The organism is Micromonospora mangrovicola, assembly GCF_047200535.1.
In the GTDB taxonomy this organism is placed as follows: Bacteria; Actinomycetota; Actinomycetes; order Mycobacteriales; family Micromonosporaceae; genus Micromonospora.
The window spans coordinates 1-13,542 of the sequence record NZ_JBJZOG010000134.1 but is presented as its reverse complement, the minus strand read 5'-3'; the positions used below and the strand labels follow the sequence as shown (position 1 = coordinate 13,542).

Sequence of the window (13,542 nt, the reverse complement as noted above, 5' to 3'; positions counted from 1 at the left end):
GCCCCCGTCCCCGGCGCTCCTCGGCGGCGTCACCCGCCCCGGGGTTCGATCCTCGACCCGATCGAGCAGGTCACCGGGCTGACGGTTGAGCATCCGGCACATCTCCGCCGCACCCTTCAGGGCGGCTCGGGTGATCGGCGCCACAGCAAGATAGTCAGTCTGAACTTGTCAGTCCAGACTGACTATCTATTCTGGGAACCGTGGCCGAGACTCCCCGCACGACTACCCCCACCAGCAGCGACCTCGCGCTCATCGCCGCCCGTGACCTCGTCGTCGTCCTCAGCCGGTTGCGTCGTCGCCTGCGGGAGCTGCGCGGGGAGGACGGGCTCAGCCCGTCGCAGACCTCGGTTTTGAAGCGGCTCGAGGAGAGCGGGCCGGCGACCGCGAGCGAGCTGGCCGCGGCCGAGCGGGTGCGACCGCAGTCGATGGCCGCGACGGTGGCCGTACTCGTGGAGCGCGGCATGGTGAGCCGGGCACCCGATCCCGACGACGCCCGCCGGCAGCGCCTCGCGCTCACCGACCAGGCGCGAACCTGGATCAGGGACAACCGTCGCGTCCGGGACGAGTGGCTGGCGGCGGCGCTGCAGGAGGAACTCACCACCGAGGAGCTGGCAACGGTCGTCCGGGCGCTCGCCCTGGTGGAGCGGGCGACACTGCGATGACGGCCCCCGCCGATTCCGACCGCCGGAGCGAGTCGGCGGGCTTCGACCGTCGCCTGATCGCGCCCATGGTCATCGGCGCGATGCTGAACCCGCTCAACACCTCGATCATCGCGGTCGCGCTCGTCCCCATCGGCCGGGCGCTGGGCGCCCCGACGTCGCACACCGCCTGGCTGGTCTCCGCGCTCTATCTGGCCACCGCGATCGGGCAGCCGGTGGCGGGCCGGCTGGTCGACGTGCACGGGCCACGACGGCTCTTTCTCGTCGGCACGGTGCTCGTCGGGGTTGCCGGCGCCGTGGGCGCGCTCGCCTCCGACCTTCTCGTTCTCGTCGCGGCGCGAGTCCTGCTCGGGTTGGGCACCTGCGCCGGCTACCCCACCGCGATGTACCTGATCCGCGCCGAGGCCCGCCGGACCGGACGGGACAGCCCGAGCGGGGTGCTCACGGTGCTGGCGGTGTCGAGCCAGACCATCGCGGTCGTCGGACCGACGCTGGGCGGCCTGTTGATCGGTCTCGGCGGCTGGCGGGCGACCTTCGCGGTCAACGTGCCGCTGGCGCTGGCCGCGTTCGCGGTCGGTTGGCGGCGGATGCCGCGGCAGGCGCGGCCGTCCGCCCGTGAGTCCGTGACCCTCGACGTGCCGGGCATCGCGCTCTTCGCCGTGACGCTCAGCGCCCTCCTGCTGTTCTTGATCAGGCCCGCCGTTCCCGGCCGCTGGCTGCTCGTCGGCGCCGTCGTCGCCGGTGTCGGCTTCGTGGCGCGCGAGCTGCGCGCCCCGGCCCCCTTCGTCGACCTGCGCGTGCTGCGCGGCAACCTCGCCCTGGTCGCGACCTACGCCCGCCAACTGCTGGCCGGGCTCACCATGTACGCGGTCCTCTACGGCGTCTCGCAGTGGCTACAGGACGGCCGTGGACTCTCGCCCGCCCAGGCCGGCCTCCTCCTGCTTCCGCTCAGCGGTTCCGCCCTGCTGGCCTCCGCCACCACCGGCCGCCGCCCGCAGATCAAGGGCAAGCTGGTCGTCGGCGCGACCCTGCAGGTGCTCGGTTGCACGCTGCTCCTCGTCGTCGGGGGCGCCACCCCGATCTGGTTCCTGGTCCTCGTGGTGCTCTGCTTCGGGATCCCGCAGGGACTGCTCAGCCTCGGCAACCAGAACGCCGTCTACCACCAGGCCGACGCGTCGAGGATCGCCTCCTCGGCCGGGCTGCTCCGCACCTTCGCGTACCTCGGCGCCATCGCCGCCTCCGCCGCCAGCGGCGCCTTCTTCGGCCCCTGCGCCGACACCGCCGGACTGCACGAGCTCGCCTGGTTCCTGCTCGCCGGCGCCGCCACGCTGCTGGCCCTCACCCTCCTGGACAGCGGCCTGCGTCACGTGGGCGCCCGACCCGATCACCCCGAGAACGCACTCCGGAAGGAACACGGATGAGCCTCACCCTCGACCCGGCCCGTACCGCACTGCTGGTCATGGACTACCAGCCTCTCCTCGTCACCCGGATCCCCGACGCCGCCGCCCAGCTGGGCCGCGTCCGGACCGCCCTCGACGTGGTTCGCCGCCACGGCGGACACGTCGGCTACGTACGGGTCGGTTTCGCCGACGAGGACTACCCACGCGTGCCCGAGCACAGTCGTTTCGCGGCCACGGCGCGGCAACTGGGACCCGCCCTGCACGCCGACGCCCCCGGCACGCAGGTGCACGGCGACCTCGCACCGCGCGAGGAGGACATGCTGGTCCGCAAGTCCCGGGTGGGCGCCTTCTCCACCACGGACCTGGACGCGCACCTGCGGCACCGCGGAATCGACACCCTCGCGCTCGCCGGCTTCAGCACCAGCGGCGTGGTGCTCTCGACCGTCCGCGAAGCTGCCGACCGCGACTACCGGCTGGTGGTGCTCGCCGACGGCTGCGCCGATCCCGACCCGGAGGTGCACGCCTTCCTGGTCAATCGGATCCTTTCCACCCAGGCCACCATCGCCACGGTCGCCGATCTCGAACCGGCGCTGACAGCGGACCGAGGCTGAATCCGCACACCGGAGCCGGGCGGGGCCGCTGGGCGAGCCGCAAGGTGACCTGCGTCCGATACCCGCTTCGGTGGGAACCGGCGCGGGACACCGGGCGACTACCGGTCCGTGAGATGCGAGCCGTGGCATGGATCCGGCGCAACTCGGCGCCGAGGTGAGCGCCGCCGAGCAGGCCGGCGGGGAGGCCCGCCGTGCCGGGCTCGGCGCCGAGCCGCGGCTCCCGGCCGCATGGCTCCGCAGCAGGCCCCGCCCCCAGTGACACTGATCACCTTTGTGACGGAACTTTCCTTTTGTCGCAGCCGACCTACACGTCGACACGTTCTTCAGCGAAGGGAACCGCCATGGCAGGAACGACCGTCGACGTCCGCCGCCCAGCCGGCATGCTCGCCGCAGCCGCCCTTCTCCTCGTGGGTGCCGGGTGCGGCTCGTCGGATGACTCGTCGACCACCCGGCCGGGTGCCGCGGCGTCCGCGTCGGCCGACGCGGCGGCGGGCGTGCTCGCCGTCCGGGACCCGTGGGTCAAGGCGGCCGACAAGGGGATGACCTCGGCGTTCGGCACGCTGGTCAACGACGGCGACAGCGACGTGACGGTCACCGCCGCCTCCACGGACGTGTCTCCGATGCAGCTGCACGAGATGACCGTGAAGGACGGAAAGATGGTCATGCAGCCCAAGCAGGGCGGCATCGTGGTCAAGGCGCACTCCAGCACCACGCTGCAGCCCGGCGGTGACCACCTGATGCTGATGGACCTCAAGCAGCCGGTGAAGGCCGGCGACGAGCTCACCTTCACGCTCACTTTCGCCGACGGCCGCACGCAGAAGTTCAACGCGGTGGCGAAGCCGTTCACCGGCGCGCAGGAGACCTACGCCCCCGGCCACGGTGACAGCCCGATGCCCGGCATGTCCGCGACCCCGGGGATGAGCATGAGCCCGGCATCATGACCGAGTCGGCCAAGACCCGCCCGGTGAGCAGGCGGCGTCTGCTCACCGGCGGCGCCCTCGCCGCGGGCGGCGCGCTCGCCGGCGGCGCCGCCGCCACCGCCGCCCGCTCCGACAATCCTGGCGCACGCCCCGCCGACGTCCCGGCGGCGCAGGTCGCCACCGCGGTCGAGCCGTTCCACGGGCCCCGGCAGGCCGGCGTCGCCACCGACCCGCAGGCGCATGCCGCGTTCGTCGCGTTCACTCTCAAGCCCGACATCGACCGGGCGGCGCTGGGGCGGATGCTGCGGCTGCTCTCCGACGACGCCGCCCGGCTCACCCAGGGCCACCCGGCCCTGGCCGACACCGAACCCGAACTCGGGCTGCTACCGGCCCGGTTGACCGTCACCTTCGGTTTCGGCCCGGGCCTCTACACCGCGGCCCGCCTGGACGACCGGCGTCCACCGTTCGTCGCCGACCTGCCGGCGTTCCGCATCGACCGGCTTCAACCCAGCTGGTCCGGCGGCGACCTGCTGCTGCAGATCTGCGCCGACGACCCCCTCACCGTCGCCCACGCCCAACGCGTCCTGATCAAGGACAGCCGGCCGTTCGCCACCGTCCGCTGGGTCCAGCAGGGCTTCCGCCGCGCCGCCGGCGCCGAACCCGGCCGCACCCAACGCAACCTGCTCGGCCAACTCGACGGCACCGCCAACCCCGCAGCCGGCACCCCGCTGGACACCGCGGTGTGGGTGCCCGGCGGACCGGACTGGCTCCGCGAGTCCACCACGCTGGTGGTACGGCGGATCAGCATGAACCTGGAAACCTGGGACCTGCTCGGCCGCACCGACCGGGAACTCGCCGTCGGCCGGCGCCTGGACACCGGGGCGCCCCTCACCGGCACCGCCGAGCACGACGAACCCGACTTCACCGCCATCGGCGCCGACGGGCTCACCGTCATCCCCGACTTCTCGCACCTCGCCCGCGCCCGCGTCACCGGCGACCGGCAGAAAATCCTGCGCCGCCCTTACAACTACGACGGCATCCCCACCAGCGAAGGCCACGCCGACAGCGGCCTGATCTTCGCCTCCTTCCAGGCCGACGTCACCCGACAGTTCCTGCCCATCCAACGGCGGCTGGCCGAACAGGACCTGCTCAACGAGTGGACCACCCCCATCGGGTCCGCCGTCTTCGCCATCCCACCCGGCTGCCCCGACGGCGGCTGGATCGGCCAGCAAGTCGTCGGCTGACCCGCACGACCGGACAAGACCCGGCAGGTGGCCGCACCACCGCCGCGCTCGCCATCGCCGATCCGGCCGCCTCGGCGGCACCGGCCGCGACCGTCCGGCCGCAGACTCGGCGGTGATCGGACTCGGTCAGCCGGACTCGCCGGGTCGCGGCCGGCGGCGCGGCGGGCGAACCTTCACCGCCCGTTCGGCGGGCGCCGCAGGCCCAGCAGGGTCCACGACACATCTCCGCGGCCGTGCAGGTCGGCCCGACCGCGGGAGTGGATGGGGTCGAGCCCGTACGCGTGCGCCGGCGCGATCGTCTCCCGCGCCGGAACGTCGTACATCTGCCGCCCGGCCGGCACCGGGCCATGGCGTACCGAGAGGAACATCCGCCCTCCCGGCTCCATCAGGTTCCCCAGCCGCCGCATCGACGCATCCCGCTCGACCCGGTTCAGGTGCATCCATGCTGGGCCGTCGGTTCCACGGCGACGACCCGGTGTCCGAGCGCGGCCAGCGGCGCGGCGTCCCGGCCCGTGCCCGCGCCGACGTCCGTGACGTGGCTCGGCCGTTTCGGGAACAGGTGCAACACTTCACCGTGCACCTCGCCGAACGACACGCTCTCGTACTGGCGGGCAAGCGTGTCGGCGGCTTCGGCGTAGCCGGCGATTCCGCGTGGTGTCACCAGGGGATCTCCTCCGCGTCGAACGTCGGCGCCGCGATCAGCTCACCGATGGACCCACCCGAACGCCCCACGAACTGGTCGACGACCTCCGCCTCGCTCAGCAGCCAGCCCAGTTGAGCGCCCACTGCGCCGTTGACCTGCCCGGCGACGGGCTCGACCGGGTTGATCACGGCGTTACGGTAGCCGAGGCCGCGGCCGACCCGGCGGTCCCGGTAGAGACACCAGCCGGGTCCGAGGTGGGCGGCGTGTCCGCCGCCACCGCGTCGCGCCGACACCTACCAACACGACGACCATGCCGGCGATCATCCGTACCGTGACCTGCTCGTCGAGCACGACCACTCCGAGCGCTACCGAGATCACCGGAAGCAGGTAGCCAATGGTGGCGGCGTTCGTCGCACCCTCATGGGCAATGATCTTGTACGTGAGGTGGAAGGTGATCGCCGTGCAGCAGACGGCGAGGACGACGAGCGCGATGACGGCGGCCGGCGTCACGCGCGGCACGTGCAGGCCACCGACGGGTAGGAACAGTGCGCTCCACCCGGTGGCGGCGAGGAGTTGGGCGCTGGACAGCACGATCGTGGGGATGCCGCGCCCCACCAATGTGCGCCCCATGTAGGCGAAGGCGACGGCATAGCTCGCCGCCGCACCGAGGATGGCCAGAGAGCTCCAGCCGACCAGGTCGGCGTCGTGCCAGGGGGCGAAGATGGTCACGACCCCGGAGAAGCCGAGCAGGAGTCCGCCCAGGCGGATCGGGCGCACGCCGCGTTCGGCGCCGACCGCGAGGCCGAGCAGCAGCGACCACAGAGGAGTCGTGGCGTTCAACACCCCGGCCGTGCCGGAGTCGACACTCCGCTGGCCCAGGCTGATCAGGGCGAACGGCAGTGCGTTGCAGAAGAAGGCCGCCACGGTCAGGTGCGCCCAGATCCTCCGGTCGCGCGGCAGGCGGCCGCCGGACAACCGGCCGACCAGTAGCAGCGCCGCAGCGCCCAGGCCACACCGGGTGAAGGTCACCTGCGCGGGCGAGAACCCCTCCAGCGCCACGGCGATCCACAGGAAGGTCGAACCCCACAACAGGGCCAGAACGGTCATCCTCAGCACATTTCGCAAGCTGCTGCCGATCATCAGTCTCTCGTCCAAGCATGTCGTCGCGTGGTGACAACTCCATCCTGGGCAAACCAGCTCGACAGCAAAAGCGAACGTTCCAACCGAACTGTTAAGCTGCGCTACATGCTTGACGTGCGTCGCCTCCAGGTTCTCCGCGCGGTCGTGACCAGTGGCTCGGTCACCGCGGCGGCGACGCATCTCGGTTACACCCCGTCCGCCGTCAGCCAGCAGGTCGCGACGCTGGAGCGGCAGGCCGGCGTCGCGCTCCTGGAGCGGATCGGCCGCGGCGTACGTCCCACCGCCGCGGGCCGGCTCCTCACCGAGCATGCCGAGATCATCGGGCGGAACATCGCCGAGGCCGAGGCCGCGCTGGCCGAGCTACGGGCGGGACGCACCGGGCGGCTGACCGTGCGCTACTTCGCCACCGCGGGCGCCGCCTTGATCCCCCCGGCGCTGGCGCGGTTCCGTCGCGAGCATCCGGACGTCCGGGTCGACCTCAAGCTGATCGACCCCGACGATCCGCTGCCGGAGGTCGAGCGGGGGCGTGCCGACATGGCCATCCTCGTCGGTCCGCGCACGCCGGTCCGGGACGGCATCCACCTCGTCCACCTGCTCGACGATCCCTACCTGGCCGTGCTGCCCCATGGCCACCGCCTCGCCGCGAAGGCGGTCGTCGACCTGGCCGACCTCGCCGAGGAGCCCTGGGTCAGCAGCGAACCGGCCGGACCCTGCCTGCAGACCGTCCTGGCCTCCTGCGCGGCCGCCGGCTTCAGCCCGAGGATCGCGGTGGAGTCCGACGACTACCCGACCGCCCAGGGTTTCGTCGCGGCCGGGCTCGGCGTCAGCGTGATTCCACGCATCGCGCTGGACAGCCACCACCCCGAGGTGGCGGTGCGCGAGATCCGCAACCCGCAGCCGGTCCGAAAGATCCACGCGGTGGTCCGGGAGGCCGCGCTCGAGCAGCGGGCGCTACGTGGCCTGCTCACCGCACTGGGCGACGCCGCATGCCGGCGCCGGTGAACCGCGCCTGCCCGCCCGGCAGGGCTTCCGCGAGACACATACTTTCCATGGACATTGTTTCCATGTACATTGACTGATGTGACCACACCGGACATCGCGACGGGCCGCCTGCTGTGGCAGGTGACCACCCGGTGGCGGGCGGCCGTGGACCGTGCCGTCGGCCCACTGGGCCTGACCCACGCGCAATACTCCCTGCTCGGCTCCCTCTACGGCCTCAACCGGCAGGGTCGTCAGCCCAGCCAGCGCGAGCTGGCCGACTACGCGGGCCTCGACCCGGTCTTCGTGTCCAAACTCGTCAAGGCGCTCAGCGCGGGCGGCCTCATCACCCGCAGCGGCCACACCGGCGACACACGCGCCTTCCAGTTGTCGCTCACCGAGCGCGGCGCGGCCGTCGTGCAGCAGGCACTCGACGTCGTACATGCGCTGCAGGCCGAGCTCACCGCACCCATCGGCGGCCCGCACGGCGCCCGTAACCGAGAACTCGTCGCCACCCTCACCACCCTGCTCGGCGCCGCGCCGGGCACCGCTGAAGGGAGCACCACGATGGTCCAGCCCTCGACCACTCCGCCACCGCTGACCGGGCAGGCCGTCGCCGAAGCGCAGGGCGCCCTGGCCGCGCTGATGGCAGCGGTCCTCGACGGATCCGGAGTCAGCCCCACCGAATACGTGGCGATGCGCGCCGTGGCGTTGCGTGGGCCCTGGGACGTTCCGGAGGCGCTGGCCGCCTTCCTCGCCGACCAACCCCAGCTCAACCTCAGCGCCACCGCAGCCGAGCGGCTCGTCGACGGACTCCGGGAACAGGGTCTGATCAGCGCCGGTGAGACAGTTTCGCTCACCGCCGCCGGGGCCGACACCCAGGCCCGGCTGACCGCCATGCTGGCGCCGGTGACCGCGGACCTCTACACCGGTCTCGACGATGACGACCTCGCCACGGCCCAACGCGTGCTCGCCATGCTCACCCGACGGGCCCAGGAACTGCGCCGGCGTACCGGGGACTGACGCGCGGCGACGCCCTCCCGGTCAACGGCCGGGAGAGCGTCGGCCACAAGCCGATCGGCACGACCAGGTCGACTCCTTGGCCAATCGGACCCGCAGCTCCACGCCAGCGGTGACCTGAGCGGGTTTTCGACCACGTACCCCCTGGGCATGTAATGCGAGCACGGCCGACGAGAGGGGCAGCGATGGTGGTGACGGGTTATCTCAGCGCGATACTCATCGGCGCTGTCGTCGGCCTGCTCGGGCGGCTCGTCCTCCCGGGCAGGCAGCGAATCGGCGTGGTCGCGACCTTCGTCATCGGCGTCGGCGCAGCGGTGCTGGGCACCTTCGTCGCCCGGATGCTCAACGTCGCCCACGGCGCCACCGTCAAGGTCTGGGCACTGCACTGGGACTGGATCGTTCTCGCGCTCCAGGTCGGGTTCGCGGTCGTCGGAGTGGCGTTGGCGAACATGCTCACCTTCACCCGGCTCGCCCGCGGTGACGAGGCTCCCCGCAAGGGAGCCAGCCGCAGCCGCGCAAAGGGTTGAGATCAGGCCGACGCTTCTGCGCTCGGCCCGTGACCGCCGCGGGGACAGCTTGCCGGCCGCGATCGCACTACAGTGGCCCCTCGTGAACCGACCCGCGCTCCCGCCGATCGTCGAGCAGACCCGCGTCTTCCTGCTGACCCAGACCTGGCTGCTGCTGGTCGGCCTGCTGACCTTCCTGCTGCTGCTGGAACCCATGAGCGCGCGCGGCCCGCTGGACGACGAGTCCACCACCGACCTCGCCGTCCTTCTCGGCTCGCTGATTCTCACGCCGCCCGTGCTGGCGCTGGCCGCGAAGGCGGTCCGCCACGGCTGGGCCGCCGGCTGGTTCCTCGCGCTCATCGCGGAGCTGGCCGTGGCGTTCCTCTTCTACGCGGCATTCGACTTCGGGCTCTATTTCGGCGTGCCGGTGCTGATACTCGGTGGGCTCGGGGGCTGGGTCGTGGTGAACCTCTTCCGCGCCGACCTCCGTGGCTTCTTCTTCCACCGCCGCCGCGTGGCCGGCGAGGAGAGGGTCTCCAGGGCCTGACCCCGGCCGGTGCCCGCGTCCGGCGTCCACCGGGCCGCCCGCTCCCCGCCCGACAGCGGTGGGCGGACGGCCTAGGGTGGGCGGCATGGCAAGCTCCGGCCCCTTCCCCGACGGCTTCGCGGGCCAGAACCCGCTCACCCTGCTCACGCTGGACGAACTCCGGCAGCGCACCAGCGTGAAGTGGCGCATGCACCCACCGGACGTGCTGCCTCTCTGGGTTGCGGAGCTGGACGTACCTCTCGCTCCCCCGGTCGCCGACGCGCTCCGCCGCGCGATCGACATCGGTGACACCGGTTACGGGCACGGAACGGCGTACGCCGAGGCGCTCGGCGACTTCGCCGCCCGGCGCTGGGGCTGGCACGACTTCCGCGTCGACCACACCACGGTCGTACCCGACGTCATGATGGGCATCGTCGAGATACTCCGGCTCGTCACCGATCCGGGAGACGCGGTGGTGGTCAACTCCCCGGTGTACCCGCCCTTCTACGCCTTCGCCGGTCACGCCGGCCGGCAGGTGATCGAGGCCCCGCTCGGCCCCGACCTGCGGATCGACCGCGCCGCCCTCGACGATGCCTTCCACCGGGCCCGGGCCTGCGGCCGCCGGCCGGCGTTCCTGCTGTGCAACCCGCACAACCCGACCGGCGTCGTCCACCGCCGCGACGAGCTCGAGGCCGTCGCCGAACTGGCCGGCCGGCACGGCCTACGGGTGATCTCCGACGAGATCCACGCCCCGCTGGTGCTCCCCGGGGCGCACTTCACCCCGTACCTCACGGTGGCCGGCGCCGAGAACGCGTTCGCCCTGACCTCCGCCTCGAAGGCGTGGAACCTCGCCGGGCTCAAGGCGGCGCTCGCGGTGGCCGGGCCGCAGGCCGTCGCCGACCTGGACCGCATGCCGGAAGAGGTCGGCCACGGGCCCAGCCACCTGGGCGTCATCGCGCACACCGCCGCGTTCCGCGCCGGCGGGCAGTGGCTCGACCTTCTCCTCGACGGCCTCGACGCCAACCGCACGCTCCTGGAGACGCTGCTGGCGAAGCAGCTGCCGTCCGTCACCTACCACCGTCCCGAGGGCACCTACCTCGCCTGGCTGGACTGCACGGCGCTGGGCATCGCCACCGGACAGCCGGCCGGCGGGCCAGGTGTGGCCAGCGACATCGCCGGGCCCGCGAGGATGTTCCTCGACCGCGCGCGGGTCGCCCTCAGCTCCGGGCACGTCTTCGGCACCGGCGGGGCGGGCTTCGTACGACTCAACTTCGGCACCTCACCGGCGATCCTCACCGAGGCCGTCACCCGCATGGGCCAGGCGGTCGAAGAAGCACACCATCCGGCGGCGGGCTGAGCGGCTCCGGGCAGCTTGCGGGACGCGTGAAACCCCCGGCCGGATGAGGGTGGCCGGTGCTGGGACCACTTCGCGCCAGGGGTTTCACGTCGTCCGGCTGCCGGAACGCCGGTCAGCAGGTGCTGAGCATCCCGTTGAGCGCCGACTTCTCGGCACTGTCGACGGACAGCTTGTAGTACCACTTGACCTGGATCCACGCCCTGGCGTAGGTGCAGCGGAACGCGGCCCGCGGCGGCTGCCAGGTGGCCGGGTCCTGATCGCCCTTGGACTGGTTGACGTTGTCGGTGACCGCCCACAGCTCGGGTCCGCCGAGATCGTTGGCGTAGGCCTGCCGCTGAGACGTGGACCAGGCCCACGCGCCGGAGCTCCACGCCTCGGCGAGCGGAACCATGTGGTCGATGTCGACGTCCGCCGGGTCGGTCCAGGTCGCGCCGTCGTACGGGCTGTACCAGGACCCGGAGGTGGGATAGCAGCTGCTGTTGACCACGACGTTGCTGCCGTCGCGCTTGAGCACCTGCTCCCGGGTGTTGCAGGAGCCGGTGATCGTGATCCAGTGCGGGAACAGGTCACGGTCGTAGGTGGACTGGTGCGACTCGGCCGCGACGGTGAGAGAGTTGAGCCGGCTCACGGCGGTGCTGTACGAGGGGATGTTGGGCGGTGTCGCCTGGGCCGGGGTGGCGACGATGGTGACGGGCAGGACGACGGCGGCCATCGTGGCGGCAGCGACCTTGAGAACGCGGATCACGCGATACTCCTGACTGTCCACGCCGCGGCCGGGACCGGGGGGTGCCAGCGGGGGACACGGCGAGGACGGCATCGACTATCCCAGATGTGATCACCGCGACTCGAGCACCGCCGGGCAACGGCTTGAACGTCACGTGAACAGCTCGGCCGCCGCGCCGTCGTGGCGACGGTCCTCATGCCGGACCCACGACCCCCAGCGATCGCCGCGTAGCCCGGGACCTGCTACCCGACCCGGCGCCGGCGGCCCTGGCCATGATCGGGGCCGAGGCAGCCGGGCCCCGGCGGATATGGTGCGTCGGTGGACGAACTGAGTCGCCTGTTCCGGCTTGCTGCTGACCACGCGGCCGACTACCGACGGTCGTTGCCGGACCGGCCGGTCGGAGCGCCGATCGGCCAGGCTGCGTCGGTCGGCGCGTTCTCCGGCCCGTTGCCCGCCACCCCGTCCCCACCGCCGCAGGTCGTGGCGGATCTGCTCGCGGCGGCCGAGCCCGGCCTGGTCGCCAGCGCCGGCCCACGGTACTTCGGGTTCGTGGTGGGCGGCGCGTTGCCGGCGGCAACCGCGGCCGAAATTCTCGCCGCGGGTTGGGACCAGCTCGCGTTCAACGCCGTCACGTCACCCGCGGCCATGGCGGCGGAGGCTGCCGCCGGCGGGTGGCTGAAGGAACTGCTGGGGATTCCGGCATCGGCGTCGGTTGGCTTCGTCACCGGTTGCCAGGCCGCCAACACCGTCGGGCTTGCCGCCGCCCGCCACCAGGTACTGGCCGAGGCGGGTTGGGACGTGGAACGGCGCGGACTGCTCGGAGCGCCGCCGGTTCGGGTGCTCGCCGGTGCCGAACGGCACGGGACCATCGACCGGTCACTACGGTTGCTGGGCCTCGGGGCGGACGTGGTTGAGCCGGTGCCGGCCGGGCCGAACGGGGCCATCGACCTCGAATCGCTGCGGGAGGTGCTGCGGGCCGGCCCACCTGGCCCGACCATCGTCTGCCTGCAGGCCGGCAACGTGAACACCGGCGCCTGCGACCAGCTCCGGCAGGCGTGCGAGCTGGTCCGCCGGCACGGTGGCTGGGTGCATGTGGACGGCGCGTTCGGGTTGTGGGCCGCGGCGAGCCCTGCCACGCGGCACCTGGTGGACGGGCTGGAGCTGGCGGACTCCTGGGCCTGCGACGGCCACAAGTGGCTGAATCTTCCGTACGACTCGGCGTTCGCGTTCTGCGCCCGGCCTGACGTGCACGCTGCGGCGATGTCCTACGCCGCCGCGTACCTGGTCGGTTCCGGCGGCGCCCCGGCGGGCGCGGACCTCACCGCCGAGTCCTCGCGCCGGGCCCGCGGGTTCGCCGTCTGGGCCGGACTGCGCGAGCTGGGCCGCGACGGGGTCTCGGCACTGGTCGACCGCTGCTGCGCGCTGGCCCGCCGGTTCGCCGACGGCCTGACCGCGGCCGGGTTCGAGGTGGCGAACGAGGTGGTCCTCAACCAGGTGCTGGTCGGCTTCGGCGACGACGCGCGCACCGACCGGGTGGTGGCGGCGGTGCAGGCGGACGGTACCTGCTGGGCGGGCGGTACGACCTGGCGGAATCGGCGACTGATGCGGATCTCGTTGTCGAACGCCACGACCACGGAGGCGGACGTGGACCGGTCGGTCGCCGCGATCACCCGGCTCGCGGCCTGACGTCCACCACGATCCACCTCGCACCGAGCCCGGCCGGGTGGGTCGGGCCGAAGTGCCGGCTGTCCTGCCCGCGGAAGCTCGGCGACCGGCCGTGCCCGGGGGGGGGGGGGGGGGGGGGGGGGGGACGA

General features: G+C 72.4%; 17 protein-coding genes. 12 read left to right on the top strand and 5 right to left on the bottom strand.

Going from position 1 to position 13,542, the window contains the following annotated elements; translation table 11 throughout:
* The first annotated feature begins 200 nt into the window (after positions 1-200).
* The 6 genes from ACL02O_RS30950 to ACL02O_RS30925 all read left to right on the top strand — a co-directional run bounded on the left by ACL02O_RS30950 (position 201) and on the right by ACL02O_RS30925 (position 4,834).
* On the top strand, positions 201-662 hold the full coding sequence (locus ACL02O_RS30950) for a MarR family winged helix-turn-helix transcriptional regulator (RefSeq protein WP_412821716.1): 462 nt from the start codon (positions 201-203) through the stop codon (positions 660-662).
* The gene (locus ACL02O_RS30945) at positions 659-2,080 is read left to right on the top strand and encodes an MFS transporter (protein ID WP_412821715.1); all 1,422 of its coding nucleotides are present in this window, start codon (positions 659-661) and stop codon (positions 2,078-2,080) included. The genes ACL02O_RS30950 and ACL02O_RS30945 overlap by 4 nt, the downstream gene beginning before the upstream one ends.
* Positions 2,077-2,670, top strand: coding sequence for a cysteine hydrolase family protein (locus ACL02O_RS30940; protein WP_412821714.1), 594 nt, complete (start codon positions 2,077-2,079; stop codon positions 2,668-2,670). The genes ACL02O_RS30945 and ACL02O_RS30940 overlap by 4 nt, the downstream gene beginning before the upstream one ends.
* A 127-nt stretch (positions 2,671-2,797) precedes the next feature.
* Positions 2,798-2,929, top strand: a complete 132-nt coding sequence (locus ACL02O_RS30935; RefSeq protein ID WP_412821713.1) for a hypothetical protein — start codon at positions 2,798-2,800, stop codon at positions 2,927-2,929.
* A gap of 82 nt (positions 2,930-3,011) precedes the next feature.
* The gene (locus tag ACL02O_RS30930; protein WP_412821712.1) at positions 3,012-3,611 is read left to right on the top strand and encodes a copper chaperone PCu(A)C; all 600 of its coding nucleotides are present in this window, start codon (positions 3,012-3,014) and stop codon (positions 3,609-3,611) included.
* Positions 3,608-4,834, top strand: coding sequence for a Dyp-type peroxidase (locus ACL02O_RS30925; RefSeq protein WP_412821711.1), 1,227 nt, complete (start codon positions 3,608-3,610; stop codon positions 4,832-4,834). Before ACL02O_RS30930 ends, ACL02O_RS30925 begins: the two co-directional genes overlap by 4 nt.
* Positions 4,835-5,007: 173 nt before the next feature.
* Here the strand turns inward: ACL02O_RS30925 and ACL02O_RS30920 are convergent, their stop codons facing one another.
* The 4 genes from ACL02O_RS30920 to ACL02O_RS30905 are packed head-to-tail and all read right to left on the bottom strand — an operon-like array spanning position 5,008 to position 6,617.
* Entirely contained in the window at positions 5,008-5,241 is a 234-nt protein-coding gene (locus tag ACL02O_RS30920) for a hypothetical protein (RefSeq protein ID WP_412821710.1), read from the bottom strand.
* Between the two features lie 23 nt (positions 5,242-5,264).
* On the bottom strand, positions 5,265-5,495 hold the full coding sequence (locus ACL02O_RS30915) for a methyltransferase domain-containing protein (RefSeq protein ID WP_412821709.1): 231 nt from the start codon (positions 5,493-5,495) through the stop codon (positions 5,265-5,267).
* Complete coding sequence (locus tag ACL02O_RS30910) at positions 5,492-5,665, bottom strand: hypothetical protein (protein WP_412821708.1); 174 nt, start codon at positions 5,663-5,665, stop codon at positions 5,492-5,494. The genes ACL02O_RS30915 and ACL02O_RS30910 overlap by 4 nt, the downstream gene beginning before the upstream one ends.
* Positions 5,666-5,669: 4 nt before the next feature.
* On the bottom strand, positions 5,670-6,617 hold the full coding sequence (locus tag ACL02O_RS30905) for a DMT family transporter (protein ID WP_412821707.1): 948 nt from the start codon (positions 6,615-6,617) through the stop codon (positions 5,670-5,672).
* A 105-nt stretch (positions 6,618-6,722) separates the two neighbouring features.
* Between ACL02O_RS30905 and ACL02O_RS30900 the strand changes: the two genes are divergently transcribed.
* From ACL02O_RS30900 to ACL02O_RS30880, 5 genes are all read left to right on the top strand, one after another.
* The gene (locus ACL02O_RS30900; RefSeq protein WP_412821706.1) at positions 6,723-7,619 is read left to right on the top strand and encodes a LysR family transcriptional regulator; all 897 of its coding nucleotides are present in this window, start codon (positions 6,723-6,725) and stop codon (positions 7,617-7,619) included.
* A gap of 78 nt (positions 7,620-7,697) precedes the next feature.
* A complete protein-coding gene (locus tag ACL02O_RS30895; RefSeq protein WP_412821705.1) occupies positions 7,698-8,618 on the top strand; it encodes a MarR family transcriptional regulator in 921 nt (306 codons plus the stop codon).
* A 182-nt stretch (positions 8,619-8,800) separates the two neighbouring features.
* Positions 8,801-9,142, top strand: coding sequence for a GlsB/YeaQ/YmgE family stress response membrane protein (locus tag ACL02O_RS30890; RefSeq protein ID WP_412821704.1), 342 nt, complete (start codon positions 8,801-8,803; stop codon positions 9,140-9,142).
* A gap of 82 nt (positions 9,143-9,224) precedes the next feature.
* The gene (locus ACL02O_RS30885) at positions 9,225-9,668 is read left to right on the top strand and encodes a hypothetical protein (RefSeq protein WP_412821703.1); all 444 of its coding nucleotides are present in this window, start codon (positions 9,225-9,227) and stop codon (positions 9,666-9,668) included.
* Between the two features lie 85 nt (positions 9,669-9,753).
* Positions 9,754-11,004, top strand: coding sequence for a MalY/PatB family protein (locus ACL02O_RS30880; RefSeq protein WP_412821702.1), 1,251 nt, complete (start codon positions 9,754-9,756; stop codon positions 11,002-11,004).
* Positions 11,005-11,116: 112 nt separating this feature from the next.
* Here ACL02O_RS30880 and ACL02O_RS30875 read toward each other — a convergent pair whose 3' ends face one another.
* Entirely contained in the window at positions 11,117-11,716 is a 600-nt protein-coding gene (locus ACL02O_RS30875; RefSeq protein ID WP_412821717.1) for an HNH endonuclease family protein, read from the bottom strand.
* A 330-nt stretch (positions 11,717-12,046) separates the two neighbouring features.
* Here ACL02O_RS30875 and ACL02O_RS30870 point away from each other — a divergent pair, with 330 nt between their 5' ends.
* Positions 12,047-13,414, top strand: a complete 1,368-nt coding sequence (locus tag ACL02O_RS30870; RefSeq protein ID WP_412821701.1) for a pyridoxal phosphate-dependent decarboxylase family protein — start codon at positions 12,047-12,049, stop codon at positions 13,412-13,414.
* The last annotated feature ends 128 nt before the right edge of the window (positions 13,415-13,542 follow it).